Source organism: Dechloromonas denitrificans, from assembly GCF_020510685.1.
In the GTDB taxonomy this organism is placed as follows: domain Bacteria; phylum Pseudomonadota; class Gammaproteobacteria; order Burkholderiales; family Rhodocyclaceae; genus Azonexus; species Azonexus denitrificans_A.
In genome coordinates this window covers 181,540-206,759 of record NZ_CP075185.1, presented here as the reverse complement: position 1 = coordinate 206,759, position 25,220 = coordinate 181,540, and the positions used below count along the sequence as shown (strand labels likewise).

Annotated in this window: 25 protein-coding genes; 5 read left to right on the top strand and 20 right to left on the bottom strand. The window is 59.9% G+C overall.

What is annotated here, in order from left to right; translation table 11 throughout:
• Positions 1-253: 253 nt before the first annotated feature.
• The gene (locus KI611_RS01040) at positions 254-1,057 is read right to left on the bottom strand and encodes an IclR family transcriptional regulator (protein ID WP_226417994.1); all 804 of its coding nucleotides are present in this window, start codon (positions 1,055-1,057) and stop codon (positions 254-256) included.
• 78 nt (positions 1,058-1,135) lie between these two features.
• Between KI611_RS01040 and paaY the strand changes: the two genes are divergently transcribed.
• From paaY to KI611_RS01020, 4 genes are all read left to right on the top strand, one after another.
• Complete coding sequence (gene paaY, locus KI611_RS01035) at positions 1,136-1,756, top strand: phenylacetic acid degradation protein PaaY (RefSeq protein ID WP_226417993.1); 621 nt, start codon at positions 1,136-1,138, stop codon at positions 1,754-1,756.
• A 23-nt stretch (positions 1,757-1,779) separates the two neighbouring features.
• On the top strand, positions 1,780-2,598 hold the full coding sequence (locus KI611_RS01030; protein ID WP_226417992.1) for a YdcF family protein: 819 nt from the start codon (positions 1,780-1,782) through the stop codon (positions 2,596-2,598).
• Positions 2,599-2,612: 14 nt separating this feature from the next.
• Positions 2,613-2,825, top strand: coding sequence for a heavy-metal-associated domain-containing protein (locus tag KI611_RS01025; RefSeq protein WP_226417991.1), 213 nt, complete (start codon positions 2,613-2,615; stop codon positions 2,823-2,825).
• A 148-nt stretch (positions 2,826-2,973) separates the two neighbouring features.
• Positions 2,974-3,501, top strand: a complete 528-nt coding sequence (locus tag KI611_RS01020; RefSeq protein WP_226417990.1) for a winged helix DNA-binding protein — start codon at positions 2,974-2,976, stop codon at positions 3,499-3,501.
• A gap of 132 nt (positions 3,502-3,633) precedes the next feature.
• Here the strand turns inward: KI611_RS01020 and KI611_RS01015 are convergent, their stop codons facing one another.
• The 16 genes from KI611_RS01015 to KI611_RS00935 form a co-directional block, all read right to left on the bottom strand.
• Entirely contained in the window at positions 3,634-3,900 is a 267-nt protein-coding gene (locus KI611_RS01015) for a hypothetical protein (protein ID WP_226417989.1), read from the bottom strand.
• 289 nt (positions 3,901-4,189) lie between these two features.
• On the bottom strand, positions 4,190-4,570 hold the full coding sequence (locus tag KI611_RS01005) for a hypothetical protein (RefSeq protein WP_226417988.1): 381 nt from the start codon (positions 4,568-4,570) through the stop codon (positions 4,190-4,192).
• A 22-nt stretch (positions 4,571-4,592) separates the two neighbouring features.
• On the bottom strand, positions 4,593-5,309 hold the full coding sequence (locus tag KI611_RS01000) for an RHS repeat domain-containing protein (RefSeq protein ID WP_226417987.1): 717 nt from the start codon (positions 5,307-5,309) through the stop codon (positions 4,593-4,595).
• Between the two features lie 204 nt (positions 5,310-5,513).
• Positions 5,514-6,101: a hypothetical protein gene (locus KI611_RS00995; RefSeq protein WP_226417986.1), complete on the bottom strand. Its 588-nt coding sequence runs from the start codon at positions 6,099-6,101 to the stop codon at positions 5,514-5,516.
• Between the two features lie 205 nt (positions 6,102-6,306).
• Positions 6,307-10,284 carry an RHS repeat-associated core domain-containing protein gene (locus KI611_RS00990; protein ID WP_319002320.1) on the bottom strand — a complete coding sequence of 1,326 codons (3,978 nt, stop codon included), beginning with the start codon at positions 10,282-10,284 and terminating at the stop codon, positions 6,307-6,309.
• A 1,225-nt stretch (positions 10,285-11,509) separates the two neighbouring features.
• Positions 11,510-12,517 carry a 2Fe-2S iron-sulfur cluster-binding protein gene (locus tag KI611_RS00985; RefSeq protein WP_226417985.1) on the bottom strand — a complete coding sequence of 336 codons (1,008 nt, stop codon included), beginning with the start codon at positions 12,515-12,517 and terminating at the stop codon, positions 11,510-11,512.
• Positions 12,518-12,525: 8 nt separating this feature from the next.
• Positions 12,526-12,837, bottom strand: coding sequence for a non-heme iron oxygenase ferredoxin subunit (locus KI611_RS00980; protein ID WP_226417984.1), 312 nt, complete (start codon positions 12,835-12,837; stop codon positions 12,526-12,528).
• A 62-nt stretch (positions 12,838-12,899) separates the two neighbouring features.
• On the bottom strand, positions 12,900-14,075 hold the full coding sequence (locus tag KI611_RS00975; protein WP_226417983.1) for an OmpP1/FadL family transporter: 1,176 nt from the start codon (positions 14,073-14,075) through the stop codon (positions 12,900-12,902).
• 36 nt (positions 14,076-14,111) lie between these two features.
• A complete protein-coding gene (locus KI611_RS00970) occupies positions 14,112-14,900 on the bottom strand; it encodes an SDR family oxidoreductase (RefSeq protein ID WP_226417982.1) in 789 nt (262 codons plus the stop codon).
• 10 nt (positions 14,901-14,910) lie between these two features.
• Positions 14,911-15,438 carry a flavin reductase family protein gene (locus tag KI611_RS00965; protein ID WP_226417981.1) on the bottom strand — a complete coding sequence of 176 codons (528 nt, stop codon included), beginning with the start codon at positions 15,436-15,438 and terminating at the stop codon, positions 14,911-14,913.
• On the bottom strand, positions 15,428-16,693 hold the full coding sequence (locus KI611_RS00960) for a styrene monooxygenase/indole monooxygenase family protein (protein ID WP_226417980.1): 1,266 nt from the start codon (positions 16,691-16,693) through the stop codon (positions 15,428-15,430). Before KI611_RS00960 ends, KI611_RS00965 begins: the two co-directional genes overlap by 11 nt.
• An 11-nt stretch (positions 16,694-16,704) precedes the next feature.
• Complete coding sequence (locus KI611_RS00955) at positions 16,705-17,205, bottom strand: nuclear transport factor 2 family protein (protein ID WP_226417979.1); 501 nt, start codon at positions 17,203-17,205, stop codon at positions 16,705-16,707.
• 19 nt (positions 17,206-17,224) lie between these two features.
• On the bottom strand, positions 17,225-17,563 hold the full coding sequence (locus KI611_RS00950; RefSeq protein WP_226417978.1) for a hypothetical protein: 339 nt from the start codon (positions 17,561-17,563) through the stop codon (positions 17,225-17,227).
• Positions 17,564-17,574: 11 nt separating this feature from the next.
• Entirely contained in the window at positions 17,575-18,780 is a 1,206-nt protein-coding gene (locus tag KI611_RS00945) for an aromatic ring-hydroxylating oxygenase subunit alpha (RefSeq protein WP_226417977.1), read from the bottom strand.
• 58 nt (positions 18,781-18,838) lie between these two features.
• A complete protein-coding gene (locus tag KI611_RS00940) occupies positions 18,839-20,158 on the bottom strand; it encodes an acetamidase/formamidase family protein (protein ID WP_226417976.1) in 1,320 nt (439 codons plus the stop codon).
• 689 nt (positions 20,159-20,847) lie between these two features.
• Positions 20,848-21,354: a hypothetical protein gene (locus KI611_RS00935; RefSeq protein WP_226417975.1), complete on the bottom strand. Its 507-nt coding sequence runs from the start codon at positions 21,352-21,354 to the stop codon at positions 20,848-20,850.
• 239 nt (positions 21,355-21,593) lie between these two features.
• Here KI611_RS00935 and KI611_RS00930 point away from each other — a divergent pair, with 239 nt between their 5' ends.
• Positions 21,594-22,640, top strand: coding sequence for an IS110 family transposase (locus KI611_RS00930; protein ID WP_226417974.1), 1,047 nt, complete (start codon positions 21,594-21,596; stop codon positions 22,638-22,640).
• A 421-nt stretch (positions 22,641-23,061) separates the two neighbouring features.
• Here KI611_RS00930 and KI611_RS00925 read toward each other — a convergent pair whose 3' ends face one another.
• The 3 genes from KI611_RS00925 to KI611_RS00915 all read right to left on the bottom strand — a co-directional run bounded on the left by KI611_RS00925 (position 23,062) and on the right by KI611_RS00915 (position 24,845).
• Positions 23,062-23,325: a hypothetical protein gene (locus tag KI611_RS00925; RefSeq protein WP_226417973.1), complete on the bottom strand. Its 264-nt coding sequence runs from the start codon at positions 23,323-23,325 to the stop codon at positions 23,062-23,064.
• Positions 23,326-23,398: 73 nt separating this feature from the next.
• Positions 23,399-23,584 (bottom strand): hypothetical protein, encoded by a 186-nt coding sequence (locus KI611_RS00920; protein WP_226417972.1) that lies wholly within the window; start codon positions 23,582-23,584, stop codon positions 23,399-23,401.
• 142 nt (positions 23,585-23,726) lie between these two features.
• A complete protein-coding gene (locus KI611_RS00915; protein ID WP_226417971.1) occupies positions 23,727-24,845 on the bottom strand; it encodes a hypothetical protein in 1,119 nt (372 codons plus the stop codon).
• Positions 24,846-25,220 lie beyond the last annotated feature (375 nt).

The following is a 25,220-nucleotide window of genomic DNA, read 5'->3' as shown; positions in this document are numbered from 1 at the left end:
CTCCTGTTGTTATCAGTCGAAGCAAATATGGATGTGTTGCTTCTTTTCTGTGGAATCGATTCTGAAATATGGAATTAATCCTGTCAAGCAGAAATGATACAAAGTTGCGCCAACTTTAAAAATTCCGTATCAATTTCAAGCAACTGATTTATTACTGTTTTTCACCCAATTCACATGTAATCCGCCAATGAAAAACCCGCCGGGCGGCGGGTCGATTTGGGCGGGTCGCACGGCCTGATCAGCCGGCTCGGGCTCACTCGGCTGGCGAATAACCGAGGCGCAGGGACAACTCGGCGGCGGTCTTTTTCATCGCCCCGACGACCTTGCCGTTCGGGTCCATGTCGAACATGCCCTGGACGCCAACGACCAGCATCGCCAACGTGATTTCACCCTTGAAATTGAATACCGGCGCGGCCAGCGCCTCGACGCCGGGCACCAGGTGATAACCGGAAACCCCGGCATAACCGTCGGCCCGGACCTTGGCCAGCAAGGCATCGACTTCGGCCCGCGTCTGCAACTCGGGCGGCAGGTCGCCGCCTTTCAGGCGGCGGTCGATCAGCCGGTTCATCGTTTCCTTCGGCAACCAGGCCGAAAACACCCGGCCGCTGGCCGAGGTCAGCGGATCGAGCGCCGTGCCGGTCACCACATTGACGGTAATCGGCCGGCGCGGCCGCTCCCAGCGCACGATGATCGGCCCGCTCTCGCCCCACACCGCCAGCGCCGTCGTTTCGTTGATCTCGTCGCGCAAGCCGGCAATGGCCGTCAGGCCGAGACGGATGCGATCGAGGCGGTCGATGGCGACCAGACCGATATTGAGCGCAAAGGGACCGAGGTCGTAGCGCGAGGTCATCGGGTCCTGCTCGACCAGGCCGGCCCGGATCAGGCTGACCAGATAGCGGTGCGCCTTGGAGGGCGGCATCTCGGCCGCCGCGGCAATGTCCTTGAGCATCATCGAACGCTGGCCATTGACCATGGCGCGCAGGATGCCCATCCCTATTTCCAGTGACTGGACGCCGTGTTTCCCCTCGCCCAGCCTGCTCTCGGATTCTTCGCTCATCACGCCCCCTGAAAATTCCACATGTCGAAACGACTTTTATTTTATAGAATCTGCGCTCTGTTTGTCTGGAGCATTTGCATGAAGCCCTTGCGCGTCTACGCCATCGACGGGATTGTACCGGTCGTCGATCCCACCGCCTTTGTACACCCGAGCGCCGTCCTGATCGGCGACGTGATCGTCGGCCCGGGCTGTTACGTCGGCCCGTGCGCCAGCCTGCGCGGCGATTTCGGCCGGCTGATCCTGGAGCGCGGGGCCAATCTGCAGGACACCTGCGTGATGCACGGCTTTCCCGGCACCGACACCGTTGTCGAGGAAGATGGCCACATCGGCCACGGCGCCGTGCTGCACGGCTGCCGGGTCGGGAAAAACGCGCTGATCGGCATGAACGCGGTGATCATGGACAACGCGGTAATCGGCGAATCGGCCATCGTCGCGGCCTGCGCCTTCGTCAAGGCCGGCGTCGAAATCCCGGCGCGCAGCCTGGCCGCCGGCATGCCGGCCAAGGTCATCCGCCAACTGTCCGACGAAGAAATCGCCTGGAAGACCGAAGGCACCCACACCTACCAGGACCTGACGCGGCGCTGCCTGGCAACCATGGTCGAATGCGAACCGCTGACGGCAATCGAAGCCGACCGCCCGCGCATTCACCTGCCGGACGTCATTCCGCTGGTCGAACTGAAGAAAAACAACCGCGCCTAGATGTCTGGCCCGGCCGCCGGGCGTTGACGCTGGCGAGCCAGCCGACGACACTCGCCGGCATGTCCTTCGCCTTCATCTTCAAGACCCTGCTCGGCACGCTGTTGCTGCCGCCGGCCAACGGCTTGCTGCTGCTCTGCCTCGCTGCCCTGTTCCGCCGGCGACGCTGGGCGCTTGGCCTGGCCCTGGCAGGCGGCGGGCTGCTCCTTGCCCAAAGCCTGCCGCCGGTGGCAACTGCGCTGATCGCGACCCTGGAGCAGCGGGCCGCACCGGTATTGAGCAATGCCGCCGGCGCCCAGGCCATCGTCGTGCTGGGCGGCGGAATCAAGATGGAAGCGGCCGAATACGGCGGCGACACGGCCAACGAGCGCAGCCTGATTCGCCTGCGCTATGGCGCCCGGCTGGCCCGCCAGCTCGGTTTGCCGCTGCTGATCAGCGGCGGCCGGCCGACCAATGCCGACAGCTCGGAAGCCGAGGCGATGGCCGGGATCATCGAACGCGAGTTTGGCGTGCCGGTGCGCTGGCGGGAGACGGAATCGCGCGACACCGCCGACAATGCAGCGATGTCCGCCCGCATTCTGCGCAGCGCCGGGATACACCGCATCGTGCTGGTCACCCAGGCTTTCCACATGCCGCGGGCAAAAAGCCTGTTTACGGCGGCCGGACTCGAGGTCATTCCCGCCCCAACCGATTTCAAGAGCGGCAAGCGGGAATCCTTCGCGCCGTTCGACTGGCTGCCGCAGGCCAATGCGCTGCAGACTTCCTACTACGCCCTGCATGAATGGCTGGGCATCCTGTGGATGCGCCTGGCGCAAATCGTCGGCCCGTCCGCCTCACCAAGCTAAGCCGAGGAAAGACCATGGACACCCTGCATTTGAAGATCGGCGGCCTGACCGACAAAGCCAGCGTGCGCACCTTGGCCAACGCCATCCAGGACCTGCCGAACATCGGCCATCTCGACATAAACCTGAGCAGCGGCGAAGCCAGCATCGAACACGGCCGCTTCATCAGCCCGGACGACATTGTTCAAGCCATCGTCGATGCCGGGTTTACCGCCGATTACTTGCCTTGAGTAAATCCGGCCTTGTCCGTGCCCCGCTCGACGCGCAGAATTACGCCCTGCAGATAGCCGCGGGCGGCCCGACGTTCAACCGCTATCGTTTGAGCATCCCGGCCCAGGCGCTTGGCTCAAACCCACTTCACGACACAGGTATCAGACGATGAAAGATCTAGCCCCGCAGGATTTGGAAAACTGGCATTTGGGTCAGGACAGCCTGGAAAAAACCATGGCCAACTTCGAACATACCCTGATGTGCCTGAACGAGGCGTTTGCCAGGTTCAACTGGCAGGGCCTGGCAACAGCCGCCCACGATCTGACGTTCAGCAGCCAGGACAACACGATACTTCACATCATTCACACGCTGGGTCGCCCCAAAAGCGTCTCGGACATTGCCCGTTTCCTGAATCGCGACGACCTGGCCAATATCCAGTACAGCATTCGCAAACTGCTCAAAGCGAAATTCATCGAAAAGGCCGACGACCGATCCAGTCGCGGCACGACCTACCGGACGACGGCCAGCGGCAAGTCGGTCATCGACGACTACGTCAATACGCGGCGCAATCTGGTCGCCAAACCGGCCAGCGACATCGCCAACATCGAAGAGCAACTCCAGGTGGCGACCCGGGCCATGGGCGTCTTTATCGGCCTTTACGATCACGCCGCCCGAGTCCTGACGACTCGCCCGTAATCGGCATTACCTACCGAGGGTGCCGGCGGCGTTGGCACTGACGGTCTGGCCGGCGATACTGGTCAGGCGCTCGGACTTGGCTAGGTAACTGTGCGGACCGCTGGCGTCACTGGTCCGGACTCTAGACCGTCACTATTCACTACGATTTACTTGAATCCGCTGATACCAATCACCAAGGACCTCCTTTAGCCCCTCAAAATCTAGTACATAGTCAAGCTGGGAATCCTTTAACTCAAGAAGATCTCCTGTACCGAGGTACTTGAAAATATGGGTTGATGGGCGCCTCTCCTCCTCTCCCAAATATTCAAAAGTACTAAGAATAGGACGCGAGAGACTTTCGTCGTCTTCGTAGCCCACCCCAAAATAGATTGCTCCGACCTGAAGCGAGTTTTCGTCCATGGCAGTTCCTAGCTAATGAGGACAACTCCCGGAGCCGTTCCCAGCCCCCGACCCTGAGCCCGATCCGGCTCCACTGCCGCCGCCCGGAATGCTTCTCTCCAACATTCCGCCCGATCCTGAATCGGTAGACGAACTTCCGCCACTTCGTCCCCGCCCCCCGGCCACCGAAGCCACCAAGCCCACCGAAACCTCCCGCGCTTCCACCAACAGCGCCACCAACTTGAAGTCCAAGTGGATCGGTATAGCTCAGCGGATTCCCCCCCACATACCCAAAAATGCTAAACCTGATTTAGGGGGTACAAAGCTCCCCTTCTTTGTAGTATCTGATTCTCAATTCACCATGCCCCAGTAATTCTGGAGCAATTTTCATAATCTCTGGCTCAACCATCTGGGCACAGCTAAGGGTTTCCAGGCATGCACGTACCGTGTTTACCTGAGCGCTGGCTTGAACGTTAATTAGGCATAGAGCTTGTGCATTTTTCCCCCCCGCTATTGCTTGGGCAATATCTGCCTGATATGAGTACGCGGCACTTGCGTTAATAACAGCCAAATAAGAGTCTCGCAACAGGTGTTGTCTCTCCGTTCCCGACGCTCCTATCTGACGGCCAGCAAAGAACGCGCCAATGCAAACAACTAACGCTACGAAACTATATACAACACTTTTTTTCATAATCAACTTTCGCTTAACCAGCTTATCTGCCTGGGGCTGTTAGGCCAGGCGGTGGTCCGCCTTGGTAATTTGGATCGAGACCAAACTGAATACACTTGCAAGTCGTAGTAGCAGGATCGAACGCATTTGTTTGCGTTGCTTTAGGCCCAGAGTAAAAGATTTTGCCATCGCACGTAGTGCAAATTGACAATTCGCATCGCAGCGCCTTTTGTATCTCTTTAAGCGCATCGCATGCTACAAGGCCGAAGGCACATTTCCATGCATCGAGTTGATCCTGTGCCGTTTGCTGATTGTTCTTAACACTCTCATTCGTGTCATTGGGCAGTTTTTCAGGTGGTGGTAACGGTTTGCCTTTACCAAAGCTCTTGGGGATTGCACCTGCGAGACCTTCAGGGTCAATTATTGATAGTGGGTTCCCGTTTACATACCCAAACAAATTCAACCCACCATCCAACCCAATCGGGTCCGCCGAAATATACCGCCCGACCCGCGGATCATAGTACCGATGCCAGTTGTAATGCAGCCCCGATTCCTTGTCGTAGTACTGCCCCGGGAATCGCAGGTTGATCGTCGTGGCAGTCCCGTCGCCATCCGGGTCTTCGTTGGCGGGCGTGGCCCCGAAGGCGTCGCTCTCCCATTGCCAGACGAGGGTGCCGGCGGCGTTGCGGGCGGCGCGCGGGGTGCCGAGGTGGTCGGTTTCGAGAAGGAGGACGCTGGCCGATGGGCCGTGCTCGATCACCGCGACCGGGATGTCGTCGCGCCAGACGTAGGTGCGCCGCGGGTTGCCCTGCCCGTCCGTTTCGCTCAGCAGGCGGTCGTCCTGGTCGTAGAGGTAGAGCGTCGTACCGGCGCCTTGCGCGGCGAGGGCGGTGGTGGTTTTCTTGAGCCGCCGGCCGAAGGCGTCGTAGTCGTAGGTGGCGATCAGCGCGCCGCCGGGGCTGCCCTAGCGGATTTCCTTGAGGGCGCCGGGGCCGTCCCAGATGAAGCCGAGACCCTGGGCCTGGGTGAGGTAGCCGGAAGTATTGGCGCTGATGGTCTGGCCGGCGATGCTGGTCAGGCGGTCGGACTGGGCCAGGTAACTGTGCGGGCCGCTGGCGTCGCTGATCCGGTTGCCGTTGGCGTCGTAGGTGAGGGTCTGGGTTTGGGCGGGACCGGCTTCGCCGACGACGCGGTCGAGGGGGTCGTAGGCGTAGGTGGTGGGGCCGGCCGGGCCGGCGGCGCTGACGAGGTTGCCGTTGAGGTCGTAGTCCAGGGTCCGCGGTGTCGTTCCGGCGATTTCGGCGAGCCGGCCGTCCGGGCCATAGCGGCGGGTCTCGCTGCGACCGTCGGCGAAGACCTGGCTGGTGGCTTGGCCGAGGGCGTCGACGGTGACGGTCAGCAGCGGCAGTTCGTTGCCGGCGAGGTTGGCCGCAATACGTTCGATGCGCCCGGCGGCGTCGCGGGCGTAGGTCAATGTCGTGCCCGAGGGAGCGACCAGGCTGGCCAGGCGGTTGCCTCCCGAGTCGGCGATCGCTAGAGGGAAAGATGGCACTAATTCACTCTGACCCTTTATCGCTTCTGGGCCTTCACTGGTCTGTTGCGCCTTCACAAAAAGAGGTAGTGCTGTTCCATCGCCCACCTCTATCAAGGCAGCTATCAATTCGAAGCTCATGTCGAACCCACAAAGCCCCCACCGCAATGATGGCCAATAGAATCGCGACCTTCCAGAACGTCAATGTACTTTTCTTCATATGCGCCTAATACCTACCAGGAAGTCCATTCGGCCTGAATGGCGAGCAAATCTCTTGGCAGGATTGTCCAGAGCTTGCCCCTTGGCTTCGGCCGTGATGATTTGCAATCTGGTCAGCCGCTGAAGCACTTGCAGGGTCTCCTTTAACGTTCTGATCGACCCACTCGCGGGTATCGGAAATCAAACAAGCCATTTTTTCTCCTTCCTTGCCGCGTTTAGATGCCTCGCAATTCGCCTTGCAGTGGAAATACTTATCTCCGCCAATAGTGTTGGCGTTTCGCATATCGTTGTAGTTTTGCACGAAGTCGTTCCATGCTCCGACAGTGCCTTGACCAGGCCCTGAAGGCACATATCCTGGATGCCCCGCAGGAGCGCTCGGCAAAGCCCCCGCCAATCCCAGGGGGTCAACAAAGCTCAGCGGATTCCCGCCGACATAGCTATAGGTGTTCAACCCACCCGCCAACCCAATCGGGTCCGCCGAAATATACCGCCCGACCCGCGGATCATAGTACCGATGCCAGTTGTAATGCAGCCCCGATTCCCGGTCGTAGTACTGCCCCGGGAATCGCAGGTTGATCGTCGTGGCAGTCCCGTCGCCATCCGGGTCTTCGTTGGCGGGCGTCGCCCCGAAGGCGTCGCTTTCCCATTGCCAGACGATGCTGCCGGCGGCGTTGCGGGCGGCGCGCGGGGTGCCGAGGTGGTCGGTTTCGAGAAGGAGGACGCTGGCCGATGGGCCGTGCTCGATCACCGCGACCGGGATGTCGTCGCGCCAGACGTAGGTGCGCCGCGGGTTGCCCTGCCCGTCCGTTTCGCTCAGCAGGCGGTCGTCCTGGTCGTAGAGGTAGAGCGTCGTGCCGGCGCCTTGCGCGGCGATGGCGGTGGTGGTTTTCTTGAGCCGCCGGCCGAGGGCGTCGTAGTCGTAGGTGGCGATCAGCGCGCCGCCGGGGCTGCCCTGGCGGATTTCCTTGAGGGCGCCGGGGCCGTCCCAGATGAAGCCGAGACCCTGGGCCTGGGTGAGGTAGCCGGCGGTATTGGCACTGATGGTCTGGCCGGCGATGCTGGTCAGGCGGTCTGACTGGGCCAGGTAACTGTGCGGGCCGCTGGCGTCGCTGATCCGGTTGCCGTTGGCGTCGTAGGTCAGGGTCTGGGTTTGGGCGGGACCGGCTTCGCCGACGACGCGGTCGAGGGGGTCGTAGGCGTAGGCGGTGGGGCCGGCCGGGCTGGTGGCGCCGACGAGGTTGCCGTTGAGGTCGTAGTCCAGGGTCCGCGGCGTCGTTCCGGCGATTTCGGCGAGCCGGCCGTCCGGGCCGTAGCGACGGGTCTCGCTGCGACCGTCGGCGAAGACCTGGCTGGTGGCTTGTCCGAGGGCGTCGAGGGTGACGGCCAGCAGCGGTAGTTCGTTGCCGGCGAGGTTGGCCGTGAGGCGTTCGATGCGCCCGGCGGCGTCGCGGGCGTAGGTCAGTGTCGTGCCCGAGGGGGCGACCAGGCTGGCCAGGCGGTTGGCTGCGTCGTAGGTGTAGGTGGTGGTGAACGGCAGGCTGGCGATGGTGCGGGTTTCGCTGAGCCGGTTGCCGTGTGCATCGAAGGCGTAGCTGCTGGTGCCGGCCGGGTCGATCACGCCGCACTGGCGGCCGATGCCCTGCGGGCAGCTATCCCAGGTGTAGGCGATGGTTTCGCCAGTCGGCGTGTAGCTGGCCGAGCGCAGCCGGTTGAGCGCGTCCCAGGTGAAGGTGGCGGTGACGCCACGCGATTCGGTCAGGCTCTTGATATTGCCGGCGGCGTCGCGCGGGGTGAGGCGCAGGCCTCGATTGGTCGAGTTCTCAGCCACGATATCGCCAAGATAGTTGGTTTCAAAAACCGTACCGCTACCGTTGGCGGCGATGACCTGTTTGAGCTGCTCCTGGCCGCCGTAATAACTGAACTGGGCGAGGCCGGCCAGCGGGTCGGTGGTGCCGGTGACACGACCGAGGGCGTCCCGGCCGATGGCGGTGGTCTGCTGCTTGGGATCCATGATGGTGGTAGACCGGCCATTGGCATCGTAGCCGTAGACCGTGGTGGCGTCCTGACCTTCACGCGGATCGACGAGGGCCTGCCGACGACCAAGGGCGTCGTAGGCGTAGCCTTGGCTCTTGGCTGTCGAGCCGTCGGAGTTTAGCCAGTCGACACGGGTGATGTTGCCTTGGGCATCGCGCTGATAGGCAAGGCGGTTGCCGGCCGAGTCGGTGATCGCTTCGAGACGGTGGGCGCTGTCGTAGATGTAATCGGTGCGGCTATCGTCGGGCAGGCTTATCTGGATGAGCTGGCCGACGCCGTCATAGTCGTAGGTGGTGGTCTGACCGGCGACGCTGCGGCTTTGCAGCCAGCCGCGTGGGGTATAGGTGAAGGTGGTGACAATGCCATTGGGGTCGACAACAGTGAGAGGGCGGCCGCTGAGGTCATAGGCGGTGTATTGCGTGACATGGCCGAGGGCGTTGGTGACCGTGGCGATATTGCCGCGCTTGCCGAGATCCGGGTCGTTGGCGGGGTAATACGTGGTGGTGGCGACATCCGCCACGTCGGTGCGCGGGCCATTTTCGCTGAGTACCTGACCGGTTGCGTTGTAGGTCCAGGCCCAAGTGCGAGGCAAGGAACCGGGCAGTGCGGTGGCGGCAAGCCCCAGGCTGCCGCTCTCGTCACCGCCTGCCTGTTCGGTCCTGGCGCAGAGGACGCCAATCGGTTGGGCGCCACCGTTAATGCCAGGGATGGTTGCCGTGGACGGGGCACAGTAGACGCCACCATCGCCGTTGTAGACGTAGGTGGTGATTTTCAGGGGGGCGACGATCTTGACCGGCAATCGCCAGTACGGGTGCCACTGTGTTGTGATCGTGCGCTGTTCCGGCTTGCCGGCAGCTTCGACCCGTTGCGTTTCGAGGTTGCGGGTCAGGTCGTAGGTGTAGGTGGTGGTGTTGCCGTTGAAGTCGGTGCGGGTCGCCACGTTGCCGTTGGCGTCGTAGGTGATGGCACTGGACGCCGGGCCGCAGCCGCTGCCGCCGGGTTGGGAAACGCCAGTGTTCTTCGCTACGCCGAGAATGGTCTGGAAATTGTAGGTGCGTTGCGTACCGAGCGGATCGGTGACCACCGTGCTGTTGGCGCCAAAGTTGAGCCCGTAGGGTTCGACATTCCCGGCCAGTATTTCGCCGATAGCCCGCCCCGTGCTGTCGTACGTGTAGGTGATGTAGCGGATGCCGTTCTCGTCGGTGATGCCGGTCAGGGCATTTGGGAAACGGCTGTCTTCGTAGTGGTAGGTTTTGCTGTTGCCGTCGGGGTAGGTCACCGTCGACAAGTTATTGGCCGCGTCGTAGGTATAGCGGATGATGCCACCGAGGGCATTGGTTAGGGTGGCAACGCGGTTCTGGCTATCGTAGGTGAAGGTAAGTATGCGTCCAAAACCATCCGTGATGCTGGATAACCGGCTCTGGAGATCGTAGGCCATAACCTGAGTCTTGCCGCTGACATCGGCAAGGCTGATCAGACGACCAGCAAGGTCGTAACGCTCCATGTGTAGATCGGCGGTATCAAGACGGTAGCCGGACAGGCCCCCATTGGGGTCGGTCTCGCGTCTAAGGCGGTTGTTGATGTCCGCATCCGAAAGATAGACATTTCCGGACAAGTGGAAGCTGTAGAGCTTGCCGTCGGGACGGTATGCCCGAACGGTGCCAGTCGAGGTTTCAAAACTGAGGCGCTGACCATAAGCCGATCGCCAGCGAGCACCGAAGACCGAGCCAACAGTGGCGGCGTTACTGTTGTAAGTGCGACCGAATTTCAACGAACCACTACCCGCTATATCTACTTCACTTAACCATTTGTTGCCTGTTCCAAGGGTTATCGGGTTGAAGGTGGATGGCTGACAGGTCGGACCGTTATCCTTACCAGACCCAGGATCTACGCACCGATTGGCATCGGCATCATCCTTTATCTGCCCGGTCGGGCACTGGCATATTCCCATTTCGTCTACGGTCTGCCCGGAAGGACACGACGTAATGCAAGCCCCTGTTCCAGCTTCACGAACTTTCGGAAAAATGCAAACAGGCTGACACACGCCTGAAACTGCTTCCATTCCTGCTGCACATACTGCTGTGCAACCAGCCACTTTGTTTTCCGCTAAAACCAAAAAACTTGAACCGCAGTTGTAGGTTCCTGAAGCAACGACTTGCCCACTTAAAACTTGCCCAGACTTGCGGCAATCTCCAGCGCCGCTAGGTGGACTCGATACGCCATTAGCAGTTTGCACAAAAAAAAATGGACCCGGCCCCCAAGGGCTGGAACCTAGCGCATCACAGGCTGCTTGCGCTGTAACGAAATTGTGTAACGACTGAGAACCAAGATAAGGAAAATCCCATACAACAACAGATGCCGCATAAGACAGCACCGATACCACCGAAAGCAACATACCAACCACAAACGATACAAGGCATGAAAAACTGCGAATTGAAGTCATATGTCAGATGGGTTTATTTTTTGTTGTCACGTCAAGAGACGACAAAGCGTTCGATTAATTGGTGTTACAAGCATATTGAAGAAATAAAATAATTGCTAATGCATATTTATATTTTGTCTACGAGTCAATAATAGTTGCAATTAATGACATTAAGATTACACGGTCTGGCCATTTGCACTAACATATAGCTATCAAACGTGCATCACTACGTTTAGTTAGTAATTTTATGAAAATAGGGATTTCTCATTATTACCAGACGTACGAGATTGTAGGGAATCAAGAGGCACCGGACTTCCTGAGCCCCCCGCTGGTTGCTGACTACACACAGGCAGGGCGGCCCTCAGGATCAATCGCGATCGCTAGTTTCGATCTCCCGGTGATCTTGATCCTGTATGGGATGTCAGCGAATTTTGGCAGACCCGCTCTAGACCGCACGAACCGTTCAAGCCATCCGTGAGGTGTCAGAGCGCACATCCCCTTCGGCGTTGGATTTGCCAATTAGATAGTGGCGCCACTCCCCGTCATCATCAACCTCAACAGGATTTCGGTGCAGGGAATGTCGTGATGAAGGAAACTCGGGAGTCGTCAGCTACCCGCTCTAGCAAAGTCTTGCCATGCGCCCTATGATATTGGTCGAACGCTATATCTGCGGCCAGATCCGTTGGAATTACAGCGATCGACTATCTTGGCTCTCGACAAGTCGGGCTATAGCGAAAGTCCAATTCATCGATCCCTAAAAAAATCGGTCGAAATGGATTTGTTGGGGCGGTACCGCGTGTGCGACGCACAAGGTATCGATCACGGCCTGAATCATCGCTGGCGGCCCGGCCATGTAGAACTCGTAGGATGCCGGTTCCTTGTCCAGGGTGCGCAAAGCCAGGTCGTGCACGTAGCCGACGGGACCATCCCACGGCAGTTTGCCGTCGGGATCGGAAACGATGGTGTGACTGAAAAGGTGCGAACCGAAGGCCGGCAGCGTTTGCAGCAGGGGCTCGCTGCAACAGTCGGCGGCGGTACGGGCGCCATAGAAGAAATGGACCTTGCCCGTCCACGCTGTCGCGGCACTCAGTCCCCGGGCGATCGACAGCATCGGCGCCAGGCCTGAGCCACCGGCCAGGCAAACGACATCGCGCGGAATTTCGGGGCGGACATGGGCCAGGCCATAGGGACCGTCCAGCACGATTTCGTCGCCCAAATCGATCTGCTCGAACAGGCAGGTCGTACCGCGCCCGCCGGGGACGCGGCGCACGATGAATTCCCAGGTGCCGTCCGGATTGGCGATGTTCGACAGCGAATAGGCCCGGACGCCCGGCACGCCGGGTAGCGAGAGCAAGGCATACTGGCCGGGCAGGAATTCGGCGGCGCCCGCACCGGCAAACGAGAATTGACGCATGTCGTGGGTGACGTTTGCCACCTGCTGCAAACGGACGGTGCGCTTGGTCGGGATGAAGAACGGTTTGGACGAGTCCGCCAGATGCGTCTTGATCAGGCAGTCGCCGAGCGCCTTCGACTGGCAGGCCAGTCGCCGGCCCTTCTTGATGTCGCGCGGCGATAATCCCGGCGCCTCGTTCCAGAGCGTTTCGACCGCGCCGGACAGCAACTCGAACTTGCAGCTGCCGCAGGCCCCGACGCTGCATTCATAGGGCATGCCGAGGCCGGCGCGCAAGCCGCCCTGGAGGAGCGTATCGCCCGCCGCACAAGAGAAACTCGACGGCTCGCCGTCAATGGTGATTTCAGCCATGGCCCACCTCAAGTAGTCGGAAGATCGGCAAAAACTTCGTCGCCCCGCGTTTCGCTGCGATAGACCTTGAGCGGAATGGCGCACGGGGCGGCCACCGGCTTGCCCGTGGCAATGTCGAAGGCACCTTGATGAAAGGGGCATTCGACGATGCCGTCCTCGATCTCGCCGTCGCAGAGCGAGGCATCGCCATGCGTGCAGGTATCGTCGGTTACGACAAAGCGTCCATCCAGAGAAAAGACGGCGAGTGGCGGACGAGCGGCCAGTTCGATACGCAGGGCGCCGCCTTCCGGCACCGCTTGTTTTTTACAGATGAAGTGCATGTTTTTCCCGCAGTGATTTGCTTGCAGCGGGGCATTCCAGCCGACGCCCCGCCGCTCGCCGATTAAAATTTCATGCCGTAGGCAATGCCGATCCAGTGCTGACCCATCGCGACATCGGTCCCGGTGGAGGCTCCGCTGCCGCTGACTTTCTCGCGGATGGCATAGCCGTAAACCGCGGACAGTTCGGCGGCCGGACTGACCGCCCAGGTGCCGCCGAGCGTCAGATGATCCTGCGGGGTCACCGGGGCCAGATAGTTCAAGGTCGTGTCGCGCGTCGGAACGATCTGCGAACCATGGCTATAGCCGGCGCGCAACGTGGTGCTGGCGGTTGCCGCATAGCTGAGGCCGATGCGGGCGACGTTCTGGTTCTTCCAGCCGAATCCCGGGCCGTTGTCGGCACCGAAGGCACCGACCGAGGTCAGGTGGTTGCCCAGGGACTTGATATCGCCCCAGTTGATCCGCAGATAATCGGCGGCCACGGTCAGGGCCGGCGTGACCTTGAAGGCGACGCCGACGCCGTAGTTCTCGGGAATATCGAATTCACCCTGGCCGGCCAGCAGATTGCGGTACTTGTCCAGCTTGCCCATCTTGGTCTTGCTGGTGTATTGCACGCCGAGGCTCAGGCGGTCGGTCAGCTGGCCCAGCCAGCCGAGCTTCAGGCCGTAGCCCCAGGAGCTATCGTGGCCTTGATCTTCCTTGCCCAGGCCATCCGGCACGCCGGTGATCTTGAAGTCCTGATAGGCGATGTTGAGCGCCACGCCGATGCTGTTAACGTCATCCAGCTTCATCGCAAAGGACGGCGAAATGATGATCTGCATCAGGTTGGAGCCGTCCTTGTCGCTGTTCGGCCCGCCGCTGATGTTGGCGTCGTACTTGGTCGTCACCCCGTTGCCGTAGACCGAAACGCCGACCGAATGGCGAGCGTCCAGCATGTGGTTGTAGCCGAGTTCGGGAATGGGAATCGCCTTGACCCCGCCGCCGTCGAAATCGGTGCCGCGGATGTCCGCATGAATATTCGGCAGGACCGCGGCCAGGCCGATATCCAGGCGTTCGCCCAGGCTGACCATGCCGGCCGGGTTGTTGGCGGCGGCCACGGCATCCTGCGGCAAGGCAATGCCGACGCCGCCCATGCCCTGCGCCTTGATGCCGTAACCGTGCGGCATCGTGCCATTGGTCGCCCATACGCCATGGGAGGCCGCCACGGCGGCCAGCAGCGTCACTAGTTTTCTGGTTTTCATTGTTTGTCCTGTTGGGGTTGGTTCAACAAAGGGGGGTTAATTCAACAAATCGTTGATCGGCGACAGGCACTGCTCCGGGCCGAGTGCCGAATAGCCGCCATCGACCGGCAAATTGACGCCGGTAATGAACGAGGCATGGCTCGAGCAGAGGAACAGAACCGCGGCGGCAACCTCCTCCGGCTCGCCGATCCGGCCGAGCATGTGATACTTGCCGGCCACCCGATTGGTCTTGTCCTTGTCGCCGCCGGAGAGCGTGTTCATGATTCCCGACCAGGTCCAGCCGGGCGAAACGGCATTGACCCGAATGCGATCCTTGGCCAGATCGAGCGCCTGGCTGCGGGTCAGTTGCAGCAGCGCCGCCTTGCTCGCCGGGTAAAGCCAACGCCCGGCCTGAGCCGAGGTAGCGCTGGTCGAGCCGAAATTGACCACGGCACCGCCGCCGCTCTTCAGCAAATGCGGATAGGCCGCCTTGAGCAACATCACGCCGCCGAACACATTGACGTCGAAGGCCTGATGCCAGTCGGCCCGGGACGACGCCATGCCGCTATCGACGTAGGCGGCGGCGACATTGACCAGGCAGTCGATGCGGCCGTAGTCGGCCACTGCCACCTCGACGCAAGCGGCAATGTCGGCATCCGAGGCCAGATCGGTTCGCACGAAGCGAACGCCGGCCCCGAGTTCGCCGGCCAGGGCGCTACCGCCGATCGTATCGATGTCGGCAATGACCACCCGCGCCCCGGCGGCGAGAAAGGCCTTGACCACTGCGGCGCCGATCAGCGTGGCGCCGCCGGTGACGATCGCCACCTTGTTTTCCAGTCCGTTCATGAGCATCTCCTCAAGCGGTTTTTTGCAAAGCGGCCGGGCTCGGCACGCCGCTCAACTGTCCCTGACAGAAGAGCAGCGGCACCGGCCCGAGGCCCCAGGCGTAGGCGAGCACCTTGCCGACCAGGATGAGGTGGTCACCGCCCGGATAGATCGCCGAGCGGGCGCATTCAAAATGCGCCAGAGCGCCCTCGATCAGCGGCACGCCGTGTTCCGACATGCGGTAATCGACGCCGGCAAACTTGTTGCCGCCCGGCGAAGCGAAGCGGTTGCACAGATCGAGTTGCTCCTCGGCCAGCACGCTGATGCCGAAATAGCCGGACTTTTCGAAGGTCGCCAGACTCGGCGAACTCTTGGCCAGGCTCCACAGCACCAGCGGCGGATCGATCGACACCGACGAGAAGGAGTTGGCGGTCAGGCCGACCAGCCGCCCATCCTCGGCAACGGTAGTGACCACGGTGACGCCGGTCGCGAAGCAGCCCAGGGCCCGGCGGAAATCCTTGGGGTCGAGCGCCACGCCGGATTTGAGCTCAGGCAGCAAGATGGCCTCCGTTGTCGACGATGAATTTGCGTGCGAGATCGAGATCGACCAGCCACGGCCAGTAGTCGCTGGGCTTGTCGAAGTTCTGCATGAACTTGTCGGCGATGGCCGGCGTCTGCGAGGCGGCGACCAGCACTTCCATCACCGACGGCGGCGGCGGATTGAGCAGGGCGTTGGTGAAGGCCGAGGTGTACTGGCCGGATTCGTGCCAGAAAGTATCGACGACGTCGTTGACCCAGCCCGGGGTGAAGCTGCCGTCACCCATGGCGAGGATTTTCTCGATGACGAATTTCGACATGCGGGCGGCGTTGTTCGAGCCCTGGCCGGTAATCGGGTCGTTGAGAACGACCGTGTCGCCGACGCCCATGACGAAGCGGCCCGAGGGCAGGCGGCCGACCGGCTTGCGGATGGTCGGCGTGAAGGCGCCTTTCAGCCAGGCATTCGGATCGGTCAGTTGGACATCCTCGAAATGATGCGCATCGTCGGGTGAAAATTCGCGGATCACGCCCTTGGCGATTTCCAGCAGTTCCTCGCCGCTCTGGGCGTTCTGGAAGCGGTCGATGGGGCCGCCGGGAATGGCTTCGAAGAGCACGCTCCGGCACTCGCCGACGGTGTGGGTATAGAACGGCAGCGAGAAGAACTCGCCGACGCCGGCGACGAAGTTGAAGCGCAGCGGCCGGAACGGGACGCGCAACCAGGGACGGTCGCCCATCAACTTGGGGCCGGTCAGCAGCAGCGCGGCGAGGTGGCGCGGCGGCTTGGTGTGCACGCTGCGTTGGTCGTCACGCTCGAACAGCGCATTGATGTTGCCCTTGCCGGCGGTGACGATGGTCAGGTCGTTTTCCGCCGAAATCTGGTCCAGTTCCTCGACCGAAACGGCCTTGATGACCAGCTTGCCGCCGCGTTTCGGAAACTCTTCCAGCCAGCGCGAAAACTTGGTGCGCTGGTCGAGGGCCTGGCCTTTCCGGTCTTCCAGCCGGCCCTGGACGGTGAGGCCGATGGCCCCGCTCGGATCGCGGAAATCGACGTGCATCCCTTCGCCGTAGGGAACCAGGTCTTCCCAGAAATTCAGACCGAGTTCCCGCTCCATGTCCAGCGTGCTGTTGAACAGGAAGGCCGTGCTGGGAATCCGGCTGCCCAGGATTTCGGCCGGAGTCCGGTCGCTGTACAGCGTCACGGCATGGCCCGCCTTGAGTAAAGCGAAACCGATATGCAAGCCGGCCTGCCCGCCACCGATGATTGCAAATTTGCGCATTGCCTTTCCTTTCAGTTCTCTGTTGGGGTTTTCTGTGTCGTTGATGGCTGGCTTTGCCAGCCTTCGGAATACCGGCTGTTCAGCTTCAGGTTGAGCAGCACGTGGGAAAAGCGCCAGCCGGCGGCCGTCTCGATCAATTCGCTGTGGTAGCAGCCGCCGATCCAGTGACTCTGCGCGCCATCGCCCCCGGGCATCTTGGCCAGTTCCCAGAGATACCAGTGACAACGGGCGCTCTGCCCGGACGGTGCCACCTCGATGACCGGAGAAACCATGTAGTGCAGCGACCAGAGGATTTCCTCGCGGCCGATGCGCGCCAGTTGGCGGGTGATTTCATCCCGGCCCTCGTAACGCCCGAAACCGGGCGCTTCCCAGACCGCATCGTCGGCCAGTAGCGCACCCATGATCTGCGGATCGTTGTTGCGATCCGCGCCGTGGGCATAACGGCCAACCAATAGACGGATGGCCTCGATATCCTCGAGGCGCTTGATCCGTTGCTCCAATGTCGCTGGCATCTCTTCCCCGGCCTCCGGATCAGGCGGCGACTTCGCCGTGTTCGGCGACGAAACGGGCTTCGTCGAAACTGTGCGGCACCTTGGGGTCGCCGCCGTACAGCTCGACGTGCGGGGCGATCTCGGCGAGCGACAGCGCCATGCAGTACAGCTCGTAGGCCGGCGACGGAATCTTGCCCAGCGGGTACTCGTCGGCCAGCTTCAGGATGCCTTCGATATTCGGCAGCATGGCGTCGTAAAAGGCCTGCAATTCACCGCGCGACGAGGAAATGCGCTTCTGCTGGCGTTGATTCTGCGTTGCCAGGGCCCATTGGCTGACGAAGGGGTCGAGGGCTTCAAATTTTTTCGGGAGGGTCAACATGATCATTCCTTTCAGTTCTGTTCCATGTAGTCGTGAAGCGCGGTGTAGCCATGGCGGATCAGGACTTCGTCGTCCTGCAGGTGCATGAACTGCTTGGCGCCGGACTCCAGCGCGCACTGGGTGTCTTCCATGGTCGCCGTGTCTTCCAGCCAGGCATTGCGCTGCAGGCACTGGGCGTGTTCGAGGGCCCAGCGTTCGCTGTTGGTCTTCGGCGCGGCCACGTAGTACTTGCCTTCCCACAAGGTCTTGTTGTGGGCGATGGGCCAGAACTGGTGGGTAAACCAGATGCCTTCGGAGATGTGCAGCAACAGGTTGGGGAAGGTCACCGACAGCTCGAAGGAGAAATCTTCGCGACGGGAAGGATTGACCGACGGCGGCAACATCGAGGCGCCGCGCTTGGCGACCAGCGAGCCGGTGACCAGCGAGTTGGCCAGCTTGGCGACCGGCGTCGGCTCGGCATTCAGGCTCAGACAGATGGCCGTGCTGCGATGCGGGCCGAACAACTGGACGTCCGACAAACCGGAAGAAAACACGTTCGGGAAAGAGCCGGCGTGGATGGTCGCCACGTGGTAGGCCTCGGCGAATGCGTCATGCGCCACCTTCCAGTTGCAGTCGAGATAGGTGTAGTAGCTGAAGCAGTACGGCAGTTCGCCATACGGGAAACCGGCCATGTGTTCGCCATAGCCGCCGAGGAAGTCCTTGAGCGGAACGACCGACTCGGCCGGGTTGAGATTGACGAAAATGAAGCCTTCCCAGACGTCGGTATGGACCGGGGTCAGCGCGTTCTTTTCCTTCTCGAAACAGGCGTGGAACTTGTCCTGCTCGGGCAGCTGGACGATCTCGCCCTTGGCGCCATAGACCCAGCCATGGAAGCGGCAGGTGACGACGGCGGCCTTGTTGCGGCCGAAGGTTTCCTCGCCCTGCTCGACGATCACCTTGTTGCCGCGGTGCGAGCAGACGTTGTGAAAGCCGCGGATCTGACCGTCCTTGCCGCGGATCAAGATGACCGAGGTCTTGGCGAAGGACAGCTTCTTGACCTTGTAATCACCAGGATTAGCGATTTCCTCGACGCGGCCGACTTTCAGCCAGCTGTTCAAAAATACCTTTTGCCGCTCTTCCTCGAAAAACTCCGGGGAAACGCAGGGTTCGACGGGAATCGGACCGGTGCCGAGTTCGGGATACTTGGCGGCCCACTTCAGTTCTGCTGGTGCATTCATTTTGCTTCCTTGAAAAAAGGTGGTGGTGGTTCGCCGGACGTTGCCGCCCGGCCGGATTTCAATCGTTCAATTGGTACTGTTCGCGGACCAGGTGGGCGATGCCCAGGCGCTCCAGGATCGGCATCGGACAAAGAAAGGTGACGCGGACGACGCCGGGCAGGCGGCTGATTTCGATCGAACCGGTGATCGTTGCCCGGTTGAGGATTTCGGCGACCGGCAGGCCGGTGACCTTGGCAGCCCGCTCCAGGCCGTTGTCGGTTGCATCGTTCAGCGTCTTGCCGGAGCCGATGAAAGTGATCGGGCCGTTGTCCTCGATTTCGCGCTGGCCGTAACGCGCCGCCAGCCGCTGCACGGCCGCCTTTTGCGTCTTGTTCATCGGCCGGGCCATGGGCGGCAGGTCGTCCAGGCGTTGCAGCAGGATCGGGCCATCCAGGGCGAGGTTCTTGATCACTTCGACGTCGAGCTCGACGATGCCGGAGACGTCGGTGGCGTGCCCGGCCACCTCGCCATTGCCCTGTTGGGCGTGCATGTCGCCCATGTACACGCCGGCGCCGGGCACCTTCACCGGACAGATCAGGATGGCGCCGGCCCGCACCGAATTGGTGTCCATGTGGCCATCGGTCTTGTGGCGGTCCAGCTCTTCCTGGGTCATCGCGTACTGGTGCGGGGCGCCGACCAGAAAACCGCCGAAATCGCCGGCATTGTGCGAATCCGGCAGATCGCGCGACGGCGTCGTGCCGATGTTGCCGAGAAACGGTTGCATGTGGGCGGCCAGGCCGGCAATGTCGGCCCGCGCCAGGCTGAGGATGGAGTGCTGCTCGGACGCGCCGGGCAAGGCCGACATCTCCCGGGCATTCGCCGCCAGCCGTTCGGCGACGTCCTTGCCGACGGTCAGCGAAACGCCGTTGTCCTTGTCGAGGACAATGACATAGCCGTTGCTGAAGCGGAAGGCATTGACCTCGGCGCCGCAGACATCGCAATGAACCGCGTCGTCGCCGATGCCTTCGATATGGCTGGCCGGACTGACGGTGCCGCATGACGGGCAGAGCTTGGCGACAAACGGATCGCCGAGATAGCGGCCGTCTACAAAGCTCATCACGCCGGAAGAGGTAGCCAGGGAAGTCACGTCGACCTGCCGGATCTTCAGGGCGACCGCATCGCCGATATCGGCCCCCTCGACGGCAACCGGCTGACTGACCTCATGGCCGCCCTGAAACTTGGGCGTGATCATCGGTCCCCAACAACCTGGCGGCGTACCGGCAATGATCCGCCCGCCGTTCTTGACCGGCCCCAACATGCTGTTGCTCGGCCCAACAATACCTCTGGTGTAGCTATCAACCGTCACGACCGGTTGCGCCTGCCCTTTGCTTACGTCCATAAAGCCTCCTGATCAACTTGACTGTTCCATACCGGGTGTGACGGAACGCAAGAACGGGATAGCAAGCAAAGTGCCAGAAATATTTATTATATAAATTCAGTAACTTACAAAATTATCACATTGATTTACACTGTAATTCACGCCGTAATCTGGTGCAACAAGGCACCAGCAAGCACGTTTACGGTGCGAAATTGCATCAAATTCACGCGGTAAATTCACCTGGCAAACGGGGATCTGTGATCAGGTCTTGGCTGTCGGAAAGGGAAAACCGGGTTCGGATTCACCCTTGCCCGGCGACGTATTGCCTGCCTTGGCTAAAAATAGGTGAAGCCAATGTGGAATACCGCCGCCTTATCGGCCTGGACAACATTCGCCAATCCATCGTCGAGGCCGGGTTTGCCGCAGATTACTGGCGGCCGAAAAAGCCGTGGCGGAAACTAACAGGGCTCCGAGCTGCGGTAGTCACCTTCATCACGCTCAGCTGCGGAATCGTGCTGTGTTGACCACTGAATCGCATCTGATCTGACCGGGCGAAATCATCAACTTGACCAGCCCAAGCGGAACGGCAGCGGGGTGCCCTTTGTGGACCTAGGTCGATTGCGAAAGCGGACCTTTAGGAACGTGGAGCTAAGCGGACCTGCGCGGCTTTTCGCGCAGGTCCGCTTGAGCGGTTAGAGCACGGAAAACATTCATTGCACATCGGCGCCCTTGCAGCCATCTCTGATTGCTTTTGATTGATCCTGTCCGGCGGGAACATCTACAATGAAATATGGCCTCTTCCATGGAAAGCCAAACGAGGTGCGAAACCACGTTCCGTCGTCGTTCTTGTGCACCTTAACAAGGCCACCTTCGCGGCACGTAGCGGAAACGAATACATCATAGTCAGCGACAACATCAAAGTCGCCAGTACGAGCAGCTAGCTCCGCGTCTACAGTGGTGACCATATTTGCTGGCGCACATAGATGTTCCCCGATGGCGACTTGAAATATATGGCTATCTCCAGATGGGGACAGCTCTCCCTGTTCTAAGAGATTGAAGCAGTAGTACGTGTGGTCGGCCGGAGTACGTTTTTCCATGACAGACGTTACGCGCTGCGGGAATTGCATACCTCCTGTGCATGCTCCCTTGACGACCTTCGCCCAAATAGTCTTGAACCATTCGGTGCCCGTTGACGACGCGTCTGCGATATCGATCACGTCTCTCTCGTCATTGCATTGCATCCACCCATGCTTCAGGACATACGTTGGCTCTGTCTGGGGCAAGGCGACTCCTGCATACAGGGCGACCAAAAAAAAGATGTTGAGTTGGCGAACCATAGGTGCTCTAACGAATGAAAGGGACTTCCCCGTCCCGAATTAGCGGCGGAAGCCGCCGGCAGCAGTTGCTGCCATGATTGAGTTTCCACACCAAATCATTCGTTCGAAAGGGGAAGTCCATGAATATTGTCACCGTAGGCATCGATCTCGCCAAGAATGTATTCGCTTTGCATGGCGTTGACCAGAGCGGCAAGGCGGTTTTCATCAAGCCCAAGGTGGTTCGCGGCCAATTGCTGGAGACGGTCGCCAATCTGCCACCCTGCCTGATCGGCATGGAAGCCTGCTCCGGCGCCCACTACTGGGCCCGGCAGTTCAGTCGCTTCGGTCACACCGTCAAACTGATGGCGCCCAAGTTCGTCGCACCCTACCGGATGAGCGGCAAGCGCGGCAAGAACGACGCCGCCGATGCCGCTGCCATCTGCGAAGCCGTTACCCGGCCCAACATGCGTTTCGTGCCGGTCAAGGACGTCGATCAACAAGCCATCCTCTGCCTGCATCGCACCCGGCAAGGCTTCATCGAAGAACGCACGGCGCTCTATAACCGCCTGCGTGGCCTGATCAGCGAGTTCGGCATTGTTCTGCCGCAGAAAGTCGAACGCCTGCGCCGGGAAATCGGTGCCCACCTTGAAGCACTGCCCGGCTGGGCCAACCGCTGTGTCGGCGACCTGCTCGTACACGCCGACCGCCTCAATGAACGCATCGACGAGTACGCCCCGAAGGAAGTCCTCTTGGGGGACGACAAAGCCATTGCCGAGGCAGCCAAACAAGACCAGCGCAGCCGGCGCCTGATGCAACTCCCCGGCATCGGTCCGACCACGGCCAGTGCCCTGGTCGCTAGCCTGGGCGGCGGTCACGACTTCAAAAATGGTCGGCAACTCGCCGCCTGGGCCGGCCTTGTCCCCGGCCAATACAGCAGTGGTGGTAAAGCCCGGCTGGGCAGGATCACCAAAGCCGGCGATGCCTACCTACGCAGTCTGCTCGTCATGGGCGCCCGCGCCGTTCTCTCCGGCCTCGGCGAGAAGCTGGATAGGTTCAGTCGCTGGGCCAGAAACCTGGCTGAGCGACGGGGTTACTGGAAAGCGGCGGTCGCCATTGCCGCCAAGAACCTGCGGCTGGCCTGGGCGGTCATGCACTATGGCGAAGATTTTCGTCTCACCACTGAATAGGCGATGGAAAAGCAAAAGCGTCGATAGGGAAAAACAGGAAAGGAATCACCGGCCGTTCGCTGGCGGCCTAAGACCAGCGAAGCACTGCCAGCGTTGATGTGAAGCGGGTTGGACCCGCGCGGGGAGAGCCTGATTAGCTACAGGGGAGGCAAGTGACTCCCGGCTAACGAATGAGGCCCCCGCGCGCGTCTTTCATCAGGGTCCGGGCAAAAGCCCAAGATGACCGGTTGTAGTACCGCAGTCCTTCACCTTCTCGCACCAACACAGCAGGAATCGATGAACAGCAGGAAAACAGGATCAGGAATGAAACGATAAAACTTCAGAACGCTTGCGGAGAATGGGGAAGCCCTTGTAGCTAGCTCAGCCGACGGCAAAAAGCGTAGCTTTTCGACGGTCGGCTGGAGCTGATTGTTGGGCATGACTAGGCGATGCCTTTCACTCGCTTGAAAACCTCAAGCGGAACCCTATGAATAACAAGGCAGCCGTTTGTGCCAGCTTTTTTGGCATAGAGAACCTTGGTGAGGTCTTTCGATTCCTCGGTTGTTCGGTAGCCTTTGTGAGGGTTGCTTCTCTTGACGTGCTCAAGCGCGCGAGACTCGGCTTCCTTTTTCGAGGAGGCTGCAACGACCATCTCCGAAACATGAGGATCGTCTTCGGTGTGGATGTAAACCTTGTAAACCTCCATCTTGATGCCCTCCTAAAGCAATTAATGAAGCCCAACGTTGGAATTGGTTTCCCATGAACATTGCCATATTTGCCTAGATCTTCTCGATCTTCACTGCCTCTGCTTCTTTGTTCCTGTATGCGGCGTTGCTGCTCTTGAACTTGTTGACGGCTAGCTGCATTGCAGTCGATTCACTCTCCGCCTCGACCGTAATGTATTGAGAGGCGTTTTTGTATTCCCCCGGATTTCCATATTTGATCGTCACTCTGTACTTGGTCATTTTCTCTGTGCTCCTAACTGGGTGGAAACAAACAACGAAATAGCTAAAGGGGTACGGCTGTGGGTGCCCAACGTAGAAGTCACCGGCGCTGCGCGGCTTTATCGCGCAGCGTCCGTGTGGACTGCCGGGTTGGATTGCAGTGTCATACACCACGCGACATTAGTGAAGTCAGCAACGAGCCTATGATTCCGCCGCCAATCGCCGATAGGACCACCGCGGCAATCTCCGCCGATTTCAGTGACGACCCCACAACGTGCTCGCCCCATTTCACTATCGATTCGACAGGGTACATAGGAAGTTTTTCACTGCGATCACAGATGTACTTTTCAAGATACGTTGCGACCCCTTTTTCGTAGGTTGATGCAATGTCTCGCTGAACCTGCTGCTCTTCGACTGCGTATTGGGCCTGCAACGTATAAGCGTCGGAGACAAGAGCCTGAGCCTCTCTGTGGACGCGTATTCGAGAACGCACATCGAATAGTCCTATGCTTGGCGTCGCAATTGACTGAAGGGCTTGCCAATTAGCTGTTAGGTTGTCTCCGGCGTGCATTAAACGAACGGCTCTTCGCTGAATCTCGTAGAACAAGCTGAGCTCGCCACTCAACTCACCAAGGAGATCGTCGAGTGCTTTGTCGGGCGATTGGTTCTGGCTGTACTTGAAAATGAGATCGTTATAGCCACGTCGTTTGGTTTCCTCTAGCACAAAGGATTGATCCAAAGTGGCTTCGCCAGGACGCAGGAAGAAATCAGCATGAAATGGCGACGGCCCGAGGTATTCGAAGGAAACCGGCGTAGCGAGCTTCTCGAACTCTCGTTCAAGGTAGACCCTAAGCAGGCGTACTGAATCGGATGGGCTGCATAGGTCTGTAGCTCCTATGCATTCAACGAAACTAAATGGGCCATGAAATGAGTCTCGAACTGAAACCCGGAATGTCTCCGTCGTCGTTTGCATTTCGACGGATTCGTTCGGGAACAGTTCTGATTGAACTCTGAATGGGATGAAAACCGTAAAGGTGATAGTCAGCCCCATGACGCCCGGAAAATAATCTCCGTCGTCTAATAAGCTTGGCGCCTTATCGGCGACCTCAAATGGCTCGCACAGTTCTTCGAAGAAAGAAACTTCCAACTCACTCAGAGAGGAGAGCGAAGACAACGCCTTCTTAACATCACTGACATAGTCGGACGCCGAAAAGCGATACGGAACCGCCTTGCGGTAGCCAAAATGAAAGCATCCAACACCGAATGCGCGATTAGGGTTCATATGCAATCCAACAGTTATTCAGGTACAGAAACGTCAGCGTTATTGCTAATAATACGGACACGATTGCATCGCCTGTAAGTTTTTGAATAACATGGAGATTATCCGATGCCGGTCTCCTTATCAATCAACAATCATACGGACCGGGCCAACGTCCGATATGTGGCGACTTCCTGAGGAACCGCTCCTGGCCGATGTCTGCCTGATGGCATTTTCATTGCCACTATGCGGAGTTGGCCAGGCGCATGATATTTGCTGGTCAGCATTGTTGAGAATTCATGGTCAACTCACCTGATATTCCGCACTCAGCGGCAACAAGGCCCCCCCACGTTGCCCGAAGGAAACCAACGCAGCCGCGCATCTGGTAATATACGAACC